The sequence below is a fragment of the Azospira sp. genome, from assembly GCF_030247495.1.
Classification (GTDB): domain Bacteria; phylum Pseudomonadota; class Gammaproteobacteria; order Burkholderiales; family Rhodocyclaceae; genus Azospira; species Azospira oryzae.
Map to the genome: position 1 here is coordinate 587617 of NZ_JAOTRW010000002.1, position 15547 is coordinate 603163.

Genomic DNA, 15547 nt, shown 5'->3' on the forward strand with positions numbered 1-15547 from the left:
CCGCAGAAAACGGCGCGGGGGAAACAAAAGGGGCGCCCGCAGGCGCCCCGATGCTTGGGCTGGGAGAATTCTACTTCAGGTGGGGCTCGACGATGCGGCGGTAGAACTCATGGAAGTGCTGCATGCCGTCCTCGGTGGGAGACTGGTAGGGACCCACTTCGTTACGACCTTCCTTGAGCAGCTGCCAGCGGCCCCGGTCCATGCGCTCGCCGATGTCGTCGTCCTCAATGGCGGTTTCCATGTAGGCAGCCTGCTCGGCCTCGATGAATTCCCGCTCGAACTCGACGATTTCCTCGGGGTAGTAGAACTCCACCACGTTCATGGTCTTGTTCACCGACTGGGGGATGAGGGTGGATACCACCAGCACGTGGGGATACCACTCCACCATCACATTCGGGTAGTAGGTCAGCCACACGGCGCCCTGCTTGGGCTGCTCGCCCCGGGCGCCATAGAAGTCCTTGACCGCCTTCTGCCAGCGGCCATAGGGGGCGGAGCCGACCTTGTCCAGGTTGGTGATGCCCACCTTCTGCACGGAATACCACTCGCCGAACTGCCAGGTCAGGTCGTCGCAGGTGACGAAATTGCCCAGACCGGGGTGGAAGGGCACCACGTGGTAGTCCTCCAGGTACACCTCGATGAAGGTCTTCCAGTTGTAGTTGCACTCGTGCATCTCGACCCGGTCCAGCTTGTAGCCGGTGAAGTCGAACTCGCCGGCCACGTTCATCCCGGCCAGGTCTGCCTGGGCGTTGCGCGGTCCCTTGAAGAGCAGGCCGTTCCAGGAATCCAGCTTGCGCTTGTTGAGGTTGAGGCAGGGATTGGCGGGGAAGTGGGGCGCGCCCTTGAGGCTACCTTCGCTGTCGTAGGTCCAGCGGTGGATCGGGCAGACGATGTGCTCCGCATTGCCGCTCCCCTGCAGCATGATGGCCTGGCGGTGGCGGCAGATGTTGGACATGTCATAAACCCCGTCCGGCTGGCGCACCAGCATGCGGCCGTGGTCGCGCCACTCCATGGTGCGATAGTCGTGCACATTGGGCACCATCAGCTCGTGGCCGACGTACCCCGGGCCCTGCTCGAAGAAGAGTTTCATCTCCAATTCGAACATTTTTTCGTCGAAATACCATTCGACGGGGAATTGGCTAACGGCAGGAGCCAGTTTGGTGCTGGATGCGATGTCGGACATGTCCACACCTCCGGAAAAAGGCAATGGGTGAAAAATGAAGCAAAATCAACGAAGGCGGGATTCTACCCCGGCGCAAATTTGACCAAAAGCCCCGTGATACGGTATTTTTTGCATTTCCACCGGTTATTGATATGGATCAATCGCCCATGCCCGCTTCCACCAGCGCCGGCGGCCAGACCGGAACCCCTCCCGGCTCTCCCTCCTCCCCCTCCTTCGAAGAAGCCCTCGCCGACCTGGAGCGCATCGCCCAGGCCATGGAAGGCGGCAACCTGTCCCTGGAAGAATCCCTGTCCGCCTACAAGCGCGGCGTCGAACTGCTGAAACTGTGCCAGGGCCAGCTGGCCGATGCGGAACAGCGGGTGCAGGTCCTGGAAAGCGGTACACTGAAGGACTTGAACAGCCCCGAGGCCTGAAGGCACGGCCCCACCTGCGCCTTCGCACCTCTTCTCCAGGTTTTCCCATGGCATCTTCCGACGCTTCCGCCCTGCCCTTCCCCGACTGGATGGCCCAGACCCAGGCCCGCACCGAGGCCGCCCTGGGCCGCTTCCTGCCCGCCGCCGAGACCATCCCCCAAGGCCTGCACGACGCCATGCGCTACAGCGCCCTGGGCGGCGGCAAGCGGGTCCGCCCCCTGCTGGCCTTCGCCGCCGGCGAACTGTGCGGGGCCACGGCGGAAGCCCTGGACTGCGTCGCCTGTGCGGTGGAGATGATCCACGTCTATTCCCTGGTGCACGATGACCTGCCCTGCATGGACGACGACGTGCTGCGCCGGGGCCGCCCCACCTGCCACGTGCAGTACGACGAGCCCACCGCCCTGCTGGTGGGGGATGCGCTGCAATCCCGGGCCTTCGAAATCCTGGCCGCCCAGCCCTGGCCGAGCCCGGCCCAGGGCCTGGAACTGGTGCGCCTGCTGGCCCACGGCAGCGGCTCCTGCGGCATGGCCGGGGGCCAGGCCATCGACCTGGCCTCCGTCGGCAAGAGCCTCGACCAGCCCCAGCTGGAACTGATGCACGCCCTGAAGACCGGGGCCCTGATCCGGGCCGCCGTGCTCATGGGCGCCCACTGCGGCACGCCCCTGGCCGCTGCCGAACTGGAGCGCCTGGACGCCTTCGCCAAGCGCGCCGGCCTGCTCTTCCAGGTGGTGGACGACATTCTGGACTGCACCGCCAGCACCGCCACCCTGGGCAAGACCGCCGGCAAGGACGAGGCGGCCGACAAGCCCACCTACGTCCGCCTGCTGGGCCTGGAAACGGCCCGCCAGCTGGCCGACGACCTGCGCCGCGACGCCCTCGGCGCCCTGGAAGGTTTCGGCCCCCGGGCCCGGCGCCTGATCGAACTGGCCCACTACATCACGACCCGCAAGTTCTAGAGCGGGCCTTCGCGCATCCACCGAATTCGAGCGCCGCACCATGATGACCGCCACACCCCTGCTAGACACCATCGACAGCCCGGCCCAGCTGCGCCGCCTGGACAAGCGCCAGCTGCCCCAGCTGGCCGAAGAACTGCGCACCTTCATCGTCGAATCGGTGTCCCGCACCGGCGGCCATCTCTCCTCCAACCTGGGCACGGTGGAACTGACCATCGCCCTGCACTACGTCTTCGACACCCCGGAAGACCGGCTGGTGTGGGACGTGGGCCATCAGACCTACCCCCACAAGATCCTCACCGGCCGCCGCGCCGGCATGGCCAAGCTGCGCATGCACGGCGGCCTCTCCGGCTTTCCCAAGCGCTGCGAATCGGCCTACGACACCTTCGGCGTCGGCCACTCCTCCACCTCCATCTCCGCCGCACTGGGCATGGCCCTGGCGGCCAAGCAGAAGGGGGAAAACCGCAAGGCGGTGGCCATCATCGGCGACGGCGCCATGTCCGCCGGCATGGCCTTCGAGGCCCTCAACAACGCCGGTGTCGCCGACGCCAACATGCTCGTCATCCTCAACGACAACGACATGTCCATCTCGCCCCCGGTGGGCGCGCTGAACAAGTACCTGGCCCGCCTGCTCTCCGGCGGCCTCTACTCCGCCGCCCGCCGCGCCGGCGAAAAGGTGCTGGGCGTGGCCCCGCCCCTGCTGGAACTGGCGAAACGGGCCGAGGAGCACGTCAAGGGCATGCTCACCCCGGGCACCCTGTTCGAGGAGCTGGGCTTCAACTACATCGGCCCCATCGACGGCCACGACCTGGATGCCCTGGTGCCCACCCTGCAGAATCTGAAGGGTCTCAAGGGGCCCCAGTTCCTCCACGTCATCACCAAGAAAGGCCAGGGCTACAAGCTGGCCGAGGCCAACCCGGTGCTCTACCACGGGGTTTCCAAGTTCCAGCCGGAAGTGGGCATCCAGAGCGGCAAGGGCGGCGGCAAGCTGACCTACACCCAGGTCTTCTCCGACTGGCTGTGCGACATGGCGGCGGCCGAGCCGCGCCTGGTGGGCATCACCCCGGCCATGGGCGAAGGCTCCGGCCTGGTGCGCTTTGCCGAGCTGTACCCGGAACGCTATTTCGACGTCGGCATCGCCGAACAGCATGCCGTCACCTTCGCCGCCGGCCTGGCCTGCGAGGGCTTAAAGCCGGTGGTGGCGATCTACTCCACCTTCCTGCAGCGGGGCTACGACCAGCTGGTGCACGACGTGGCCCTGCAGAATCTGCCGGTGGTCTTCGCCATCGACCGGGGCGGCCTGGTGGGCGCCGACGGTGCCACCCACCACGGCGCCTTCGACCTTTCCTTCATGACCTGCATCCCCAACCTGGTGATCATGGCCCCGGCGGACGAAGACGAATGCCGCAAGATGCTGACCACCGCCATGGGCATCGACGGCCCCAGCGCCGTGCGCTATCCCCGCGGCGGCGGCAGCGGCGTGACGCCGGAAACGGCCCTCACCGCCCTGCCCGTAGGCAAGGGCGAGATCCGGCGCCAGGGCAAGGGCGTGGCCCTGCTGGCCTTCGGCAGCATGGTGCAGGCAGCCCTGGGGGCCGGCGACGCCCTGGATGCCAGCGTCGCCAACATGCGCTTCGTCAAACCCCTGGACCGGGAGCTGCTGGCCGAGCTGGCGCGGAACCACGAGCTGCTGGTCAGCGTCGAAGAGAATGCCCTGATCGGCGGCGCCGGCAGCGAAGTGGCCCGGGCCCTGGAAGAGATGGGCCTGACCGTGCCCCTGCTGCGCCTGGGCCTGCCCGACCATTTCATCGACCACGGCGACCAGAACCTGCTGCTGGCCGAGCTAGGCCTGGACGTGGACGGCATCGTCCGCCAGGTACGGCAACGGCTCGCCGCCTGAAGGCCGGGAACGCACGCCCCCATTGGCTCACCGCCCGGCTGGAAGGCGCATCCCGATTGCCTCTCCGCCCGGCCCACTGCAGATAAGCCCGCCATGACTACTTCCCAGACTCCCATTCCCGACGTCCAGAACAGCGAAGACACCCGCCGCATCGCCATCAACAAGGTGGGCATCCGGGCCATCCGCCATCCGGTGAAAATCCGCGACAAGGGCGGCGACGTGCGCCACACCGTGGCCAGCTTCAACATGTACGTGGGCCTGCCGCACAACTTCAAGGGCACCCACATGTCCCGCTTCGTGGAGATTCTCAACAGCCACGAAAGGGAAATCTCGGTGGAATCCTTCCCCACCATGCTGCAGGCCATGGCCGCTCGCCTGGAGGCCCGTAGCGGCCACATCGAGATGAGCTTCCCCTACTTCATCGCCAAGACCGCCCCGGTCTCCGGCGTGCAGAGCCTGCTCGACTACGACGTCACCCTGATCGGCGAAATCGCCGACGGCCGCATCACCTCCACGGTGCGGGTGGTGGTGCCGGTGACCAGCCTGTGCCCCTGCTCCAAGGAAATCTCCAACTACGGCGCCCACAACCAGCGCTCCCACGTCACCGTCACCGCCCGTCTCAACGCCTTCCTCTGGATAGAGGACCTGGTGCAGATGGTGGAAGCCCAGGCCTCCTGCGAACTGTTCGGCCTGCTCAAGCGTCCGGACGAGAAGTGGGTCACCGAGCGGGCCTACGACAATCCCAAGTTCGTCGAGGACATGGTGCGGGACGTGGCCGCCCGCCTCAACGAAGATCCCCGCATCGACCATTACGTGGTGGAGTCGGAAAATTTCGAGTCCATCCACAACCACTCCGCCTACGCCCTGATCGAGAAGGACAAGCGCGCCTGATAGCGCAAAACATTGCGAACCATTCTTGATAACACCTGACTAACCCGGCGAGTCCCCGGGGCGGGACACCAAGCCGAGGAGCCACAATGTCAGGCAAGTGCTGCAAGAAGGGTTGCAAGAAATGTCCCTGGCGCAAGAAGAAGTAGCGCCGGAGGAATTCAGGCATAAAAAAAGGGCGCCTTGCGGCGCCCTTTTCATGGCAACGGCCAAACAGCTTAGCCGCGCTTGAGGACCAGCTTTTCCTTGATGCGGGCGGACTTGCCGGAACGGTCGCGCAGGTAGTACAGCTTGGCACGACGCACGTCGCCGCGACGCTTCACTTCGATGGAAGCGATCAGGGGGGAGTAGGTCTGGAAAGTCCGTTCCACGCCTTCGCCGGAGGAAATCTTGCGCACGGTGAAAGCGGAGTTGAGGCCGCGGTTGCGCTTGGCGATGACCACGCCTTCGTAGGCCTGGACCCGCTTGCGGGTGCCTTCCACCACGTTCACGCCAACCACCACGGTGTCGCCGGGGGCGAATTCGGGGATGGTCTTGCCGGCGGTCAGGCGGGCGATTTCTTCTTGTTCCAGTTGTGCAATCAGGTTCATGTGAGTACTTCCTAAGTTAAGAACTGCTTTTCATCTCACCGCATTGCTCCGCTTGCGCTTCTCTTTCGAGTTCGCCGAGGAGTTGCGTAATTTCCTTGGAAAGCTTTTTGCCTCCCTCGGTCTGTTGCGTCAGCCATTTGGCGTACAGCTCCGGGCGACGCTCCCGGGTCCGCGCCAGCGACTGTTTCAGTCGCCAGCGGCGAATGTCCTTGTGGTGGCCGGACAACAGCACCGGCGGCACCGGCATTTCTGCATACACCTCGGGGCGGGTGTAATGGGGGCAATCCAGCAGTCCGTCCACGAAGGAGTCCTGCTCGGCCGAGGTGGCATCGTTGAGCACCCCCGGCAATTGCCGCACCACGGCATCCATCAGGGCCATGGCCGGAATTTCGCCGCCCGAGAGGACGAAATCCCCGATCGACACTTCCTCGTCAACGCAGCGTTCGATCAGACGCTCGTCCACTCCCTCGTAGCGGCCGCAAAGCAGGATCAGACCCGCTTCTTCCTTCAGCCGCATGACGCTGGCGTGAGTCAGGGGGCGCCCCTGGGGTGACAGATAGATCACCCGGGGCTGGGCCACCCCATTCTGCCGCTGGGACTCCTTGGCCGCCGCAATGGCTTTTTCCAGAGGCTCAGGCAGCATCACCATGCCCGGGCCGCCGCCATAGGGGCGATCGTCCACGGTCCGGTAATTGTTGTCGGTAAAATCCCGCGGGTTCCAGGTGTTCAACACCCAGCGCCCGTCCTCCAGGGCCCGACGGCTGATGCCGAAGTTGGCCAGGGCGGCGAACATCTCCGGAAAGAGGCTGACGACGTCGAAACGCACGCTCAACCGATCCTCGGAGGCGAAGCCGGGCGGACTTTCACCAATCCTTTTCCCACTCGACGCGAATGCGGTGGTCAGCCTGCTCCACCGCCAGCACCACCGCGGCAACGAAGGGCAGCAGACGCTCCTCCCCGTCTTCGGCGGCGACGCGCAACACGTCGTTGGCCCCGGTTTCGATCAGCCCGACCACCTGGCCCAGCTTCTCGTCGCGGGTATTGACCACGTCCAGACCGATCAGATCGGTCCAGTAAAACTCGTTTTCCGACGTAGCCGGCATCGCTTCCCGGGGAGCGCCCACCAGAAACCCTTGCAGGGCCTCGGCGGCATTCCGGTCGTCAACGCCTTCAAGCCTTGCAACCAGCCCGTCTCCGTGCCAGCGGCATTGCTTCAACTTGCAGGAGCGCCATTGTGCCAAAGGCACTTCGGCCGCCCCGTCCCCCTTCTCCGTTGCCACCCACCACTCGGGCATTTTGGCCCAGGCGAGGGGATCGTCGGCGAAGGGGTGGATTCTGACCCAGCCCTGGATACCGTAGGGGACGGTGATCTTCCCCAGGACGATGACCGGGTTGGTATCAGTTGCCGTCACGCTTTATCAGGCAGCCTTGGCAGCGAACTGCTTGACCAGGCGGGCCACGGTCGGGGACAGCTGGGCGCCGTTGTCGGTCCAGTAGGTCAGGCGATCCATCTTGATCACCAGGCCTTCGGCATTACCGGAGGCCACGGGGTTGTAGAAACCCACGCGCTCGACGAAACGGCCGTCGCGACGGTTACGGGAATCGGTAACCACCATGTTGTAGAAGGGGCGCTTCTTGGCGCCGCCACGGGCAAGGCGAATGACAACCATCGTTGTTCTCTTCCGAAATCAGAAAAAGGGCAAGATTATAACAATAAACCGCGGCAAAACAAGCAATAAAACAAGCCCCTACTTTGCCCCAGCGGAAACGGGAAGCAAATCCGCCCCGCCCCCGCCGCCTGGCGGCCGGGAACTCCCCGGAAACGCCCGCCTGTCGGGCAAATCCCTGGAGATGGCGACACGGCACGCTATAATCCACGCACCTTTACACTCCCGCGGGCGCCCTTGAGCCGGCGCCGCCGCCCCTGACCGACCACGCCATGAGCGAACCGTCCTCCGTTCCCCCGGAAACCGCGCCGCCCCCCCTGGGCATCACCGCCATCATCGAATGGCTGGGACTGCCGCCGTCCGGCGACCTGGGGCAGGAGCTGACGACCCTCAAGGGCCACCTGCTGGCCATGGAGGACACGGCGGCCAGCGCCCAGCAGCGCCACCGGGTCCTGGACCTGATCCACGCCCGCAGCGTTGCCGCGGTGGCCCGGCTGACCCCCAGCCTGGACGAAGCCGGCCTGCCCCTGCCGCGCAAGCTGCGTGCCCTGGTCAAGTCCGCCCAGGAACTGCTGGAACTGCTGGCCCGCAACTTCCTTGCCATCCTGCAGGACCAGGTGGACGAACACCTGGTGAAGGGCCTGCGCCAGCCCCAGGACGTGATTCTCTGGCGCGCCCAGCACCTGCTCAAGCAGCACCTGCTGATCAGCGCCCTGGTAGCATCCCCCGCCGCCGTCGGCATCTGGGAAGCCGCCCACCGCACCTACGCCCTGGCCCGGGAACGGGGCCTGCAGGGGCAACTGCCCGAAGGCACCGCCTCCAGCATCGAGAACGAATACGCCAGCACCCTGCTCCTGGCCTGCGCCCAGCCGGCCTCCTTCAGCGCCCGGGAACTGGAATTCATTGCCGACATCGCCCAACGGCACGGACACCGGCTGGAATTCCTCAGCATCACCGACGAGCGCCACCGGGGCCTGTTCTGGATCGATCCCAACCGGGACAGCCCGGCCGTGGCCCTGGCCCGCCGCCTGCCGCCGCCGGAAACGCCGGTGCTGTGGTTCTCCTGCGACCAGCTGGCCCATTTCCTCGAGCGGCAGCTGCACACCCTGGAATCCGGCAGCCAGCGGACAGGCGCCAGCGAACTGCCCGAATTCGCCGCCACCTTGAGCGGGCGCAGCGTCCTGCGCCGCCTCATCCGCTTCTGGGGCAACCCGGCCCGGCGGCGCTTCCCGCGCCGGCGCCAGAGCTACCGGGTGACCCTGCACGCCGGCCTGGAACCCCTGGCCGGCCTGCTGCGCGGCCCTTCCCTGGAAGAAGGCGAAGGCTCCTCCTGGATGATCACCAACGAGAGCCCGGACGGCTACGCCCTGATGCACCTTGCCGGCACCTCGGAAAAGCTGGAAGTGGGCGACGTGGTGGCCCTCAAGCCGGAAAACCATCCGCCGGGCCGCGGCGGCTGGCAGGCCTGCATCGTGCGCTGGGCCCTCTCGGAAAATCCGGAGCACCTGGAGATCGGCCTGCAGATCCTGGCCCCCAAGGCGCTGCCCGCCACCATCGCCCTGCCCGGCGAGAATGCCAGCGCCCACCCCCATGTCCTGGTCCTGCCCGCCGTTCCGGGCCTGCGGCCCAACGACTCCCTGGTGACGCCGGCCGGGCTGCTGCCGGCGGACCAGGGGCGCTTCGTGCTGCTGGTGGAACGGGACAACCTGGAAATCAAGGAAGTGCGCACCACCAGCCTGGACGAACAGACGGCCCGGGTGGAGATTTTCTCCATCGCCGTCGAGGAACAGCCGGACTAGCCTCCCGGCGGATTGCGGCGGTGCAGGGTGGCGGCCAGCAGGGCGCCCAGCAGCACCACCAGCCAGGACAGGTACAGCCACACCAGGAAGATGGGCACGGCGGCGAAGGCGCCGTAGATCAGGGTATAGGACGGCACCTTGGCCAGGTAGAACTCGAAGCCGCGCTGCATCAGGGTGATGGCCAGGGAGGCAAAGGCCCCGCCCCAGATGGCATGGCGCAGGCGCACCGGCACATTGGGCACGGCGAAGTAGAGGAAGGCGAAGAAGCCCCCCAGCAGTACCGCCGAAAGGGCCTTGAGCAGGGCGTTGCGCACCCAGAGAGCCTCGTTGAAGAAGCCCAGGGAGGCCGTCACCACGTAGGAGGTGACGCCGAAGACGGCGCCGAGCACCATCGGCCCGAGCAGGGCGATCACCAGATAGAGTTTCAGCCGCCGCCCCGGGGAACGGGAGACGCCGACCTGCCACACGTGGTTGAGGGCCCGCTCGATGGTCAGCATCAGCACCAGGGCCGTGCCGGCCAGCACCATGACGCCGAGCCAGGTCAGGCGATTGACCTTCTGGGAAAAGATCAGGGTGTACTTGGCGATCACCACGCCGGCCTTGTCCGGCAGCAGGTTGGCCACCAGGAAGGTGTTCACCTGGTCCAGGATCACCGGGAAGAAGGGCAGGTCCGAGAGCACGGCCACCACCAGGCCCACCAGGGGCACCAGGGACAGCAGGGTGGTGTACGCCAGGCTGGCGGCGGTCTGGGTGAAGCGCTCCTCCCGGAAACGTCTGAACATTTCCGGCAGCATGCCTTCCCGCTGGGAGTAACGTCGTCTGGCCATCGCCACCATCAAATAGGAAAAAACCCGGGACAGGCCGCCCCGACACCGCCGCTATAATAGCCGACCCCGCCTGGAAGCCCCGTCATGGAAAAACGCCTCGTCCTCATCGCCAGCACCCTGCTGATCGCCCTGATCTTTCTCTGCCTGGCCTGGGAGCTATGGCTGGCGCCGCTCAAGCCGGGTGGTTCCTGGCTGGCGCTGAAGGCGGTGTTCCTGCTGCCGCCCCTGTTCGGCATCCTCAAGGGGCGCCGCTACACCTACCAGTGGAGCTCCCTCTTCATTCTCTTCTACCTGGCCGAAGGGTCCGTGCGGGTCACTTCCGACCAGGGCCTGACCCAGTGGCTGGCGGGCATCGAAACCCTGCTCAGCCTGGCCTTCTTCGCCTGCGTCGTGGCCTACGCCCGCCTCACCCGCCCATCCAAGCAAAAGGCCCCCACCGCAGGGTGAGGGCCCGGGCCGGGCGCTGCCCGGCCGCTGCTGCACTTGGCCGACGCGGCCAGTTCAGCCCATTCAGATATCGCCCTGGGGATTGAGCTTTTCCAGGGAGGAGTGGAGCTTGTTGAGGGCGTTGAGATAGGCCTTGGCCGAGGCGATGACGATATCCGTGTCGGCCCCCTGGCCGTTCACGATGCGCCCGCCCTTGGCCAGGCGCACGGTCACTTCGCCCTGGGCATCGGTGCCGGTGGTGATGGCATTGACCGAATAGAGCAGCTGCTCGGCGCCGCTGGCGGCAATTTTCTCGATGGCCTTGAAGGTGGCATCCACCGGACCGCTGCCCGTGGAGGCCGCCTTGTGCTCGGCGCCGCCGACGGCAAGGATGACGGCGGATTCGGGAATCTCGCCGGTCTCGGAACAGACCTGGGAATAGACCAGCTTGTAGTGCTCCTGCTCCGGCGTCACGGTCTCGTCGGAAACCAGGGCCTGCAGATCCTCGTCGAAAATCTCGTGCTTCTTGTCGGCCAGTTCCTTGAAGCGGGCGAAGGCGGCGTTGAGGGCCTCTTCGCTGGGCAGGTCGATGCCCAGTTCGGCCAGACGGGTCTTGAAGGCGTTGCGGCCGGAGTGCTTGCCCAGCACCAGCTTGTTCTGGGACCAGCCCACGTCTTCGGCCCGCATGATCTCGTAGGTTTCCCGGTGCTTGAGCACGCCGTCCTGGTGGATGCCGGACTCGTGGGCGAAGGCGTTGGCACCGACGATGGCCTTGTTCGGCTGCACCGGGTAGCCGGTGATCTGGGACACCAGCTTGGAGGCGGGCACGATCTGGGTGGTGTCGACCCGGGTTTCCACCGGGAAGATGTCGGCCCGGGTGCGGGTCGCCATCACCACCTCTTCCAGGGAGGCATTGCCGGCCCGTTCGCCCAGGCCGTTGATGGTGCATTCCACCTGGCGGGCGCCGGCCAGCACGGCGGCCAGGGAATTGGCCACGGCCAGGCCCAGGTCGTTGTGGCAGTGCACGGACCACACCACCTTGTCGGCACCGGGCACCCGCTCGATCAGCTGGCGGATGGTCTCGGCGAACTGGCTGGGCAGGTTGTAGCCCACGGTGTCGGGCACATTGATGGTGGTGGCGCCGGCCTTGATCACGGCCTCGAAAATGCGGCAGAGGAAATCGATCTCGGAGCGGCCCGCATCCTCGGCGGAGAATTCCACGTCGTTGGTGTATTCCCGGGCCCAGCCGATGGCCTTGACCGCCTGCTCCACCACCTGGTCCGGGCTCATGCGCAGCTTCTTCTCCATGTGGATCGGGCTGGTGGCGATGAAGGTGTGGATGCGGCCCCGGGCGGCGGGCTTGATGGCCTCGCCGGCGCGGCGGATGTCGTTCTCGTTGGCCCGGGCCAGGGAACAGACGGTGGAATCCTTGATCGCCTCGGCGATGGCGTGGATGGCGTCGAAGTCGCCGGGAGAGGCGGCGGCGAAGCCGGCCTCGATCACGTCCACCCGCATCCGCTCGAGCTGGCGGGCCACCCGCAGCTTCTCTTCCTTGGTCATGGAAGCGCCGGGGCTCTGTTCGCCGTCGCGCAGGGTGGTGTCGAAAATGATCAGCTGCTGTTTCATGGTCTCTCTCCGGAATCTGCCGCCGCTGGAATTATTTGCGCAGGGGAAAGGATTCTAGCGCACCGCGCCGCCAAAGCGGGATGCCCTGCGAGGCAGAAGGGACGCCACTGTCGGGCATGGATGCCCGGAGATGGCCGTCCCTCCTGCCTCCCGGGGGAGTGCCGCCTCAGTTTTCCTCGGTCCGGCACAGGGCCGGGAACAGCAGGGGCAGCAGGATCAGGGTGAAGATGGTGGCGGAGACGATGCCGCCGACGATGACCACGGCGAAGGGCCGCTGGGTCTCGGAGCCGATGCTGTGGGAGAGGGCCGCCGGCAGCAGGCCCAGGCCGGCCATCAGGGCCGTCATGAGGATCGGGCGCAGGCGACCGACGGCGCCTTCCCGCACCGATTCGGCGACGCTCTGGCCGTTGCGCACGCCTTCGAGGAACTGCTCCACCATGATCACCCCGTTCTGCACCGAGATGCCGGCCACGGCGATGAAGCCGACGGCGGCTGAGACGGACATGTGCAGGCCGGCAGCGGCCAGGCCGAGAATGCCGCCGACCCAGGTGAAGGGCACCATGCCCAGCACCAGCAGGGCGAAGGGCATGGAGCGGAAGGCCCAGAACAGCAGCACGAAAATGCCCAGCACCGAGAGGGGCACGATCACCGCCAGGCGCTTGGTGGCCCGCTGCTGGTTCTCGAACTGGCCGCCCCAGGTCATGCTGTAGCCGCTGGGCAGATGCACCCGCTCCTTGACCTTGGCCATGGCCTCGGCGACGAAGCTACCCTGGTCCCGCCCCAGGAGGTTGGCCTTCACCGCCACATAGCGGCCGCCGGCCTCCCGGGCGATGCGGGCCGGGCCCTGGCGCACTTCCACATTGGCGATGGCGGCCAGCGGTATGGTGCCGGGGTCGGCCAGGGAGGGATGGTCGCTATGGGGCAGGGCGATGGGCAGGTCCGCCACGTCGTCCACCGCGTCCCGGTATTCCTTCTCCAGGCGCACCACGATGTCGAAGCGGCGGTCGCCGTCGTAGAAGACCGCCACGGCGCTGCCGGCCAGGGCCGTCTGCACCGTGGCATTGACGTCCTGGGCGCTGATGCCGTAGCGGGCCATGCGTTCCCGGTCCAGGGTGATGTCCAGCTCGGTCTGGCCGCTGACCTTGATGGCGGCCACGTCGGCAGCGCCGTGGATGGCGCCGAGCACGCCCACCACCTGCTCAGCCTTGTCCTCCAGGATGTCCAGGTCGGGGCCGAAGATTTTCACCGCGATCTCCCCCTTCACCCCGGAAATGGATTCCTGCACGTTGTCCTCGATGACCTGGGAGAAGTTGGTGGGCACCCCGGGAATGGCCCGGATCTTCCCGCTCATGTCGGCGATGAGGGCCTCCTTGCTGGGGAAGCGCCACTCGTTATGGGGCTTCAAGTCCGCCAGGATTTCCATGTTGTTGGGCCCCTTGGGGTCGGTGCCGTCGTCGGGACGGCCGACGTGGGCGATGACCTTGCTCACCTCCGGATAGGACAGCAGGATGCGCCGCACCTCCTGCTCCACCTCCTTGGTCTTGGCCAGGTTGGTGGCCGGCGGCAGGGTCACGGTGAGCCAGATGTTGCCCTCGTCCAGCTTGGGCAGGAATTCGCTGCCCAGGTGGGGCACCAGGGCCAGGGAGAGGGCCAGGATGAGGCCGGAGCCGACCACGATCTGCCGCCGCCGGCCGTCGGCCCACTGCATCAGGTCCCGGTAGCGCCCCTGCAGGCGGTGCATCCAGTCCAGGTGCTTTTCCGCCAGGTTGTGCTGCTTCAGGTAGAAGGAGGTCAGGGCCGGGGTCAGGGTCAGGGTCAGCAGGATGGCGCCGATGATGGCGAAGGAGAGGGTGTAGGCCATGGGGGCGAAAATCTTCCCCTCCACCCGCTCGAAGGTGAAGATGGGCAGGAAGGCCAGGATGATGATGGCCTTGGAGAAGATGATCGGGTGCCCCATCTCGATGGCGGTGTGCTTCAGGGTCAGCATGCGCCACTGCAGGGTGCCGTGCAGGGGGTTCTTCTCCGGCTCGCCCATGGCCAGGCGCACCATGAGGGCCTCCACCAGCACCACGGCGCCGTCGATGATGATGCCGAAGTCCACCGCCCCCAGGGAAATGAGATTGGCCGCCACGCCCTTGGTATGCATCATGACGAAGGCGGTGAGCAGGGACAGGGGAATCACCACCGCCACCACGGCGGCGGCGAACCAGGAGCGCAGGAAGAGGATCAGGATGCCCACCACCAGCACCGCCCCCACCAGCAGGTTCTCGCTGACGGTGTGCACGGTGTGCTTGACCAGTTCGATACGGTCGTAGATGGGCACCAGGCGCACGCCCGCGGGCAGGCGCTCGCCGACCCGGGCCATTTCCTCCTTGAGGGCGGCGGAAACCTTGATGGCATTCTGGCCCTTGCTCATCTGCACGATGCCCTGCACCACGTCGTCCCGCTCGTTGAAGGAGACGATGCCGGAGCGGGTGCGGGGGCCGATCTCGACCCGGGCCACGTCGCCCACCAGGATGGGCTTGCCGTCCCGCACCGCCACGGTGACCCGGGCGATGTCGTCCACCTTGGACAGCAGGCCGATGGAACGCACCACCAGGGCCTCGTCGCCGCGGCGCATGATGCCGCCGCCGGCGTTGGCGTTGTTGCTGGCCAGGGCCTGGGAGACCTGGTCGATGCTGACCGCGAACTTGCGCAGGCGGGCCGGGTCGATGCGCACCTGGTATTCCTTCACCGCGCCGCCGAAGCTGACCACGTCGGCCACCCCGGTGACCCGGCGCAGGGCCGGCCGCACCACCCAGTCCTGCAGGGCCCGCACCTCGTGCAGGGGCATGTCGGCCGGGGCCTCGAAGACGTAGCGGTAGATTTCCCCCACCGCCGTGGTCAGGGGCGCCAGCCCGGGCTGGGCACCGGGCGGCAAGACCACGTTCTGCAGCTTTTCCGTCACCTGCTGGCGGGCGAAATAGTCGTCCGTATTGTCGGCAAAGGTCAGGGTGACGATGGACAGGCCGGTGATGGAGACGGAGCGCAGCTGGGTCATGCGCGGCACCCCGTTCATCTCCCGCTCGATGGGCAGGGAGATGCTCCGTTCCACTTCCTCCGGCGCCAGGCCCGGGGCCTGGGTGACGATATTGACCTGCACATCCTGCACGTCGGGGAAGGCCTCGATGGGCAGATTGACCACGGCGTAGCCGCCCACGGCGATCAGCACCAGGACGCCGACGATGACGAACAGGCGCTGGGCCAGGGCGAAGGTAACCAGGCGTTCCAGCATGGCC

Annotated in this window: 14 protein-coding genes; 6 read left to right on the forward strand and 8 right to left on the reverse strand. The window is 66.4% G+C overall.

Annotated elements, in window-relative coordinates:
- Window positions 1-70: 70 nt before the first annotated feature.
- Window positions 71-1180 (reverse strand): aromatic ring-hydroxylating oxygenase subunit alpha, encoded by a 1110-nt coding sequence (locus OEL49_RS02660; protein ID WP_014238515.1) that lies wholly within the window; start codon window positions 1178-1180, stop codon window positions 71-73.
- Window positions 1181-1326: 146 nt separating this feature from the next.
- On the opposite strand from OEL49_RS02660, the gene OEL49_RS02665 reads away from it, so the two are divergent.
- The 4 genes from OEL49_RS02665 (at window position 1327) to folE2 (ending at window position 5337) form a co-directional block, all read left to right on the forward strand.
- Window positions 1327-1593 carry an exodeoxyribonuclease VII small subunit gene (locus tag OEL49_RS02665; protein WP_014238516.1) on the forward strand — a complete coding sequence of 89 codons (267 nt, stop codon included), beginning with the start codon at window positions 1327-1329 and terminating at the stop codon, window positions 1591-1593.
- 47 nt (window positions 1594-1640) lie between these two features.
- On the forward strand, window positions 1641-2549 hold the full coding sequence (locus OEL49_RS02670) for a polyprenyl synthetase family protein (protein WP_014238517.1): 909 nt from the start codon (window positions 1641-1643) through the stop codon (window positions 2547-2549).
- A 43-nt stretch (window positions 2550-2592) separates the two neighbouring features.
- Entirely contained in the window at window positions 2593-4446 is a 1854-nt protein-coding gene (dxs, locus tag OEL49_RS02675) for a 1-deoxy-D-xylulose-5-phosphate synthase (RefSeq protein ID WP_043798429.1), read from the forward strand.
- Between the two features lie 93 nt (window positions 4447-4539).
- The gene (folE2, locus tag OEL49_RS02680) at window positions 4540-5337 is read left to right on the forward strand and encodes a GTP cyclohydrolase FolE2 (protein WP_130459057.1); all 798 of its coding nucleotides are present in this window, start codon (window positions 4540-4542) and stop codon (window positions 5335-5337) included.
- Window positions 5338-5552: 215 nt separating this feature from the next.
- Here the strand turns inward: folE2 and rplS are convergent, their stop codons facing one another.
- Genes rplS through rpsP form a run of 4 tightly spaced genes read right to left on the reverse strand, consistent with a single transcriptional unit; the run spans window position 5553 to window position 7594 of the window.
- Entirely contained in the window at window positions 5553-5924 is a 372-nt protein-coding gene (rplS, locus tag OEL49_RS02685; protein WP_014238520.1) for a 50S ribosomal protein L19, read from the reverse strand.
- 16 nt (window positions 5925-5940) lie between these two features.
- A complete protein-coding gene (gene trmD / locus OEL49_RS02690; protein ID WP_287873943.1) occupies window positions 5941-6750 on the reverse strand; it encodes a tRNA (guanosine(37)-N1)-methyltransferase TrmD in 810 nt (269 codons plus the stop codon).
- 37 nt (window positions 6751-6787) lie between these two features.
- The gene (gene rimM / locus OEL49_RS02695; protein WP_014238522.1) at window positions 6788-7336 is read right to left on the reverse strand and encodes a ribosome maturation factor RimM; all 549 of its coding nucleotides are present in this window, start codon (window positions 7334-7336) and stop codon (window positions 6788-6790) included.
- Window positions 7337-7342: 6 nt separating this feature from the next.
- Window positions 7343-7594 carry a 30S ribosomal protein S16 gene (gene rpsP / locus OEL49_RS02700; protein ID WP_014238523.1) on the reverse strand — a complete coding sequence of 84 codons (252 nt, stop codon included), beginning with the start codon at window positions 7592-7594 and terminating at the stop codon, window positions 7343-7345.
- Window positions 7595-7863: 269 nt separating this feature from the next.
- Between rpsP and OEL49_RS02705 the strand changes: the two genes are divergently transcribed.
- Window positions 7864-9390 carry a hypothetical protein gene (locus OEL49_RS02705; RefSeq protein ID WP_287873944.1) on the forward strand — a complete coding sequence of 509 codons (1527 nt, stop codon included), beginning with the start codon at window positions 7864-7866 and terminating at the stop codon, window positions 9388-9390.
- Here the strand turns inward: OEL49_RS02705 and OEL49_RS02710 are convergent.
- Window positions 9387-10217: a YihY family inner membrane protein gene (locus tag OEL49_RS02710; protein WP_287873945.1), complete on the reverse strand. Its 831-nt coding sequence runs from the start codon at window positions 10215-10217 to the stop codon at window positions 9387-9389. The two genes, OEL49_RS02705 and OEL49_RS02710, sit on opposite strands and share 4 nt — an antisense overlap.
- 84 nt (window positions 10218-10301) lie before the next feature.
- Here OEL49_RS02710 and OEL49_RS02715 point away from each other — a divergent pair, with 84 nt between their 5' ends.
- The gene (locus OEL49_RS02715; protein WP_014238526.1) at window positions 10302-10664 is read left to right on the forward strand and encodes a DUF2069 domain-containing protein; all 363 of its coding nucleotides are present in this window, start codon (window positions 10302-10304) and stop codon (window positions 10662-10664) included.
- Window positions 10665-10727: 63 nt separating this feature from the next.
- On the opposite strand, the gene OEL49_RS02720 is transcribed toward OEL49_RS02715, so the two are convergent.
- Entirely contained in the window at window positions 10728-12269 is a 1542-nt protein-coding gene (locus OEL49_RS02720; protein ID WP_287873946.1) for a 2-isopropylmalate synthase, read from the reverse strand.
- Between the two features lie 166 nt (window positions 12270-12435).
- A complete protein-coding gene (locus OEL49_RS02725; RefSeq protein WP_287873947.1) occupies window positions 12436-15543 on the reverse strand; it encodes an efflux RND transporter permease subunit in 3108 nt (1035 codons plus the stop codon).
- Window positions 15544-15547: the final 4 nt, after the last annotated feature.

What these genes read in the sequence shown, in the direction of transcription:
- OEL49_RS02660 (WP_014238515.1), bottom strand. Translation starts at nt 1,180, where the DNA reads ATGTCCGACATCGCATCCAGCACCAAACTGGCTCCTGCCGTTAGCCAA.
- OEL49_RS02665 (WP_014238516.1), top strand. Translation starts at nt 1,327, where the DNA reads ATGCCCGCTTCCACCAGCGCCGGCGGCCAGACCGGAACCCCTCCCGGC.
- OEL49_RS02670 (WP_014238517.1), top strand. Translation starts at nt 1,641, where the DNA reads ATGGCATCTTCCGACGCTTCCGCCCTGCCCTTCCCCGACTGGATGGCC.
- dxs (WP_043798429.1), top strand. Translation starts at nt 2,593, where the DNA reads ATGACCGCCACACCCCTGCTAGACACCATCGACAGCCCGGCCCAGCTG.
- folE2 (WP_130459057.1), top strand. Translation starts at nt 4,540, where the DNA reads ATGACTACTTCCCAGACTCCCATTCCCGACGTCCAGAACAGCGAAGAC.
- rplS (WP_014238520.1), bottom strand. Translation starts at nt 5,924, where the DNA reads ATGAACCTGATTGCACAACTGGAACAAGAAGAAATCGCCCGCCTGACC.
- rpsP (WP_014238523.1), bottom strand. Translation starts at nt 7,594, where the DNA reads ATGGTTGTCATTCGCCTTGCCCGTGGCGGCGCCAAGAAGCGCCCCTTC.
- OEL49_RS02705 (WP_287873944.1), top strand. Translation starts at nt 7,864, where the DNA reads ATGAGCGAACCGTCCTCCGTTCCCCCGGAAACCGCGCCGCCCCCCCTG.
- OEL49_RS02710 (WP_287873945.1), bottom strand. Translation starts at nt 10,217, where the DNA reads ATGGCCAGACGACGTTACTCCCAGCGGGAAGGCATGCTGCCGGAAATG.
- OEL49_RS02715 (WP_014238526.1), top strand. Translation starts at nt 10,302, where the DNA reads ATGGAAAAACGCCTCGTCCTCATCGCCAGCACCCTGCTGATCGCCCTG.
- OEL49_RS02720 (WP_287873946.1), bottom strand. Translation starts at nt 12,269, where the DNA reads ATGAAACAGCAGCTGATCATTTTCGACACCACCCTGCGCGACGGCGAA.
- OEL49_RS02725 (WP_287873947.1), bottom strand. Translation starts at nt 15,543, where the DNA reads ATGCTGGAACGCCTGGTTACCTTCGCCCTGGCCCAGCGCCTGTTCGTC.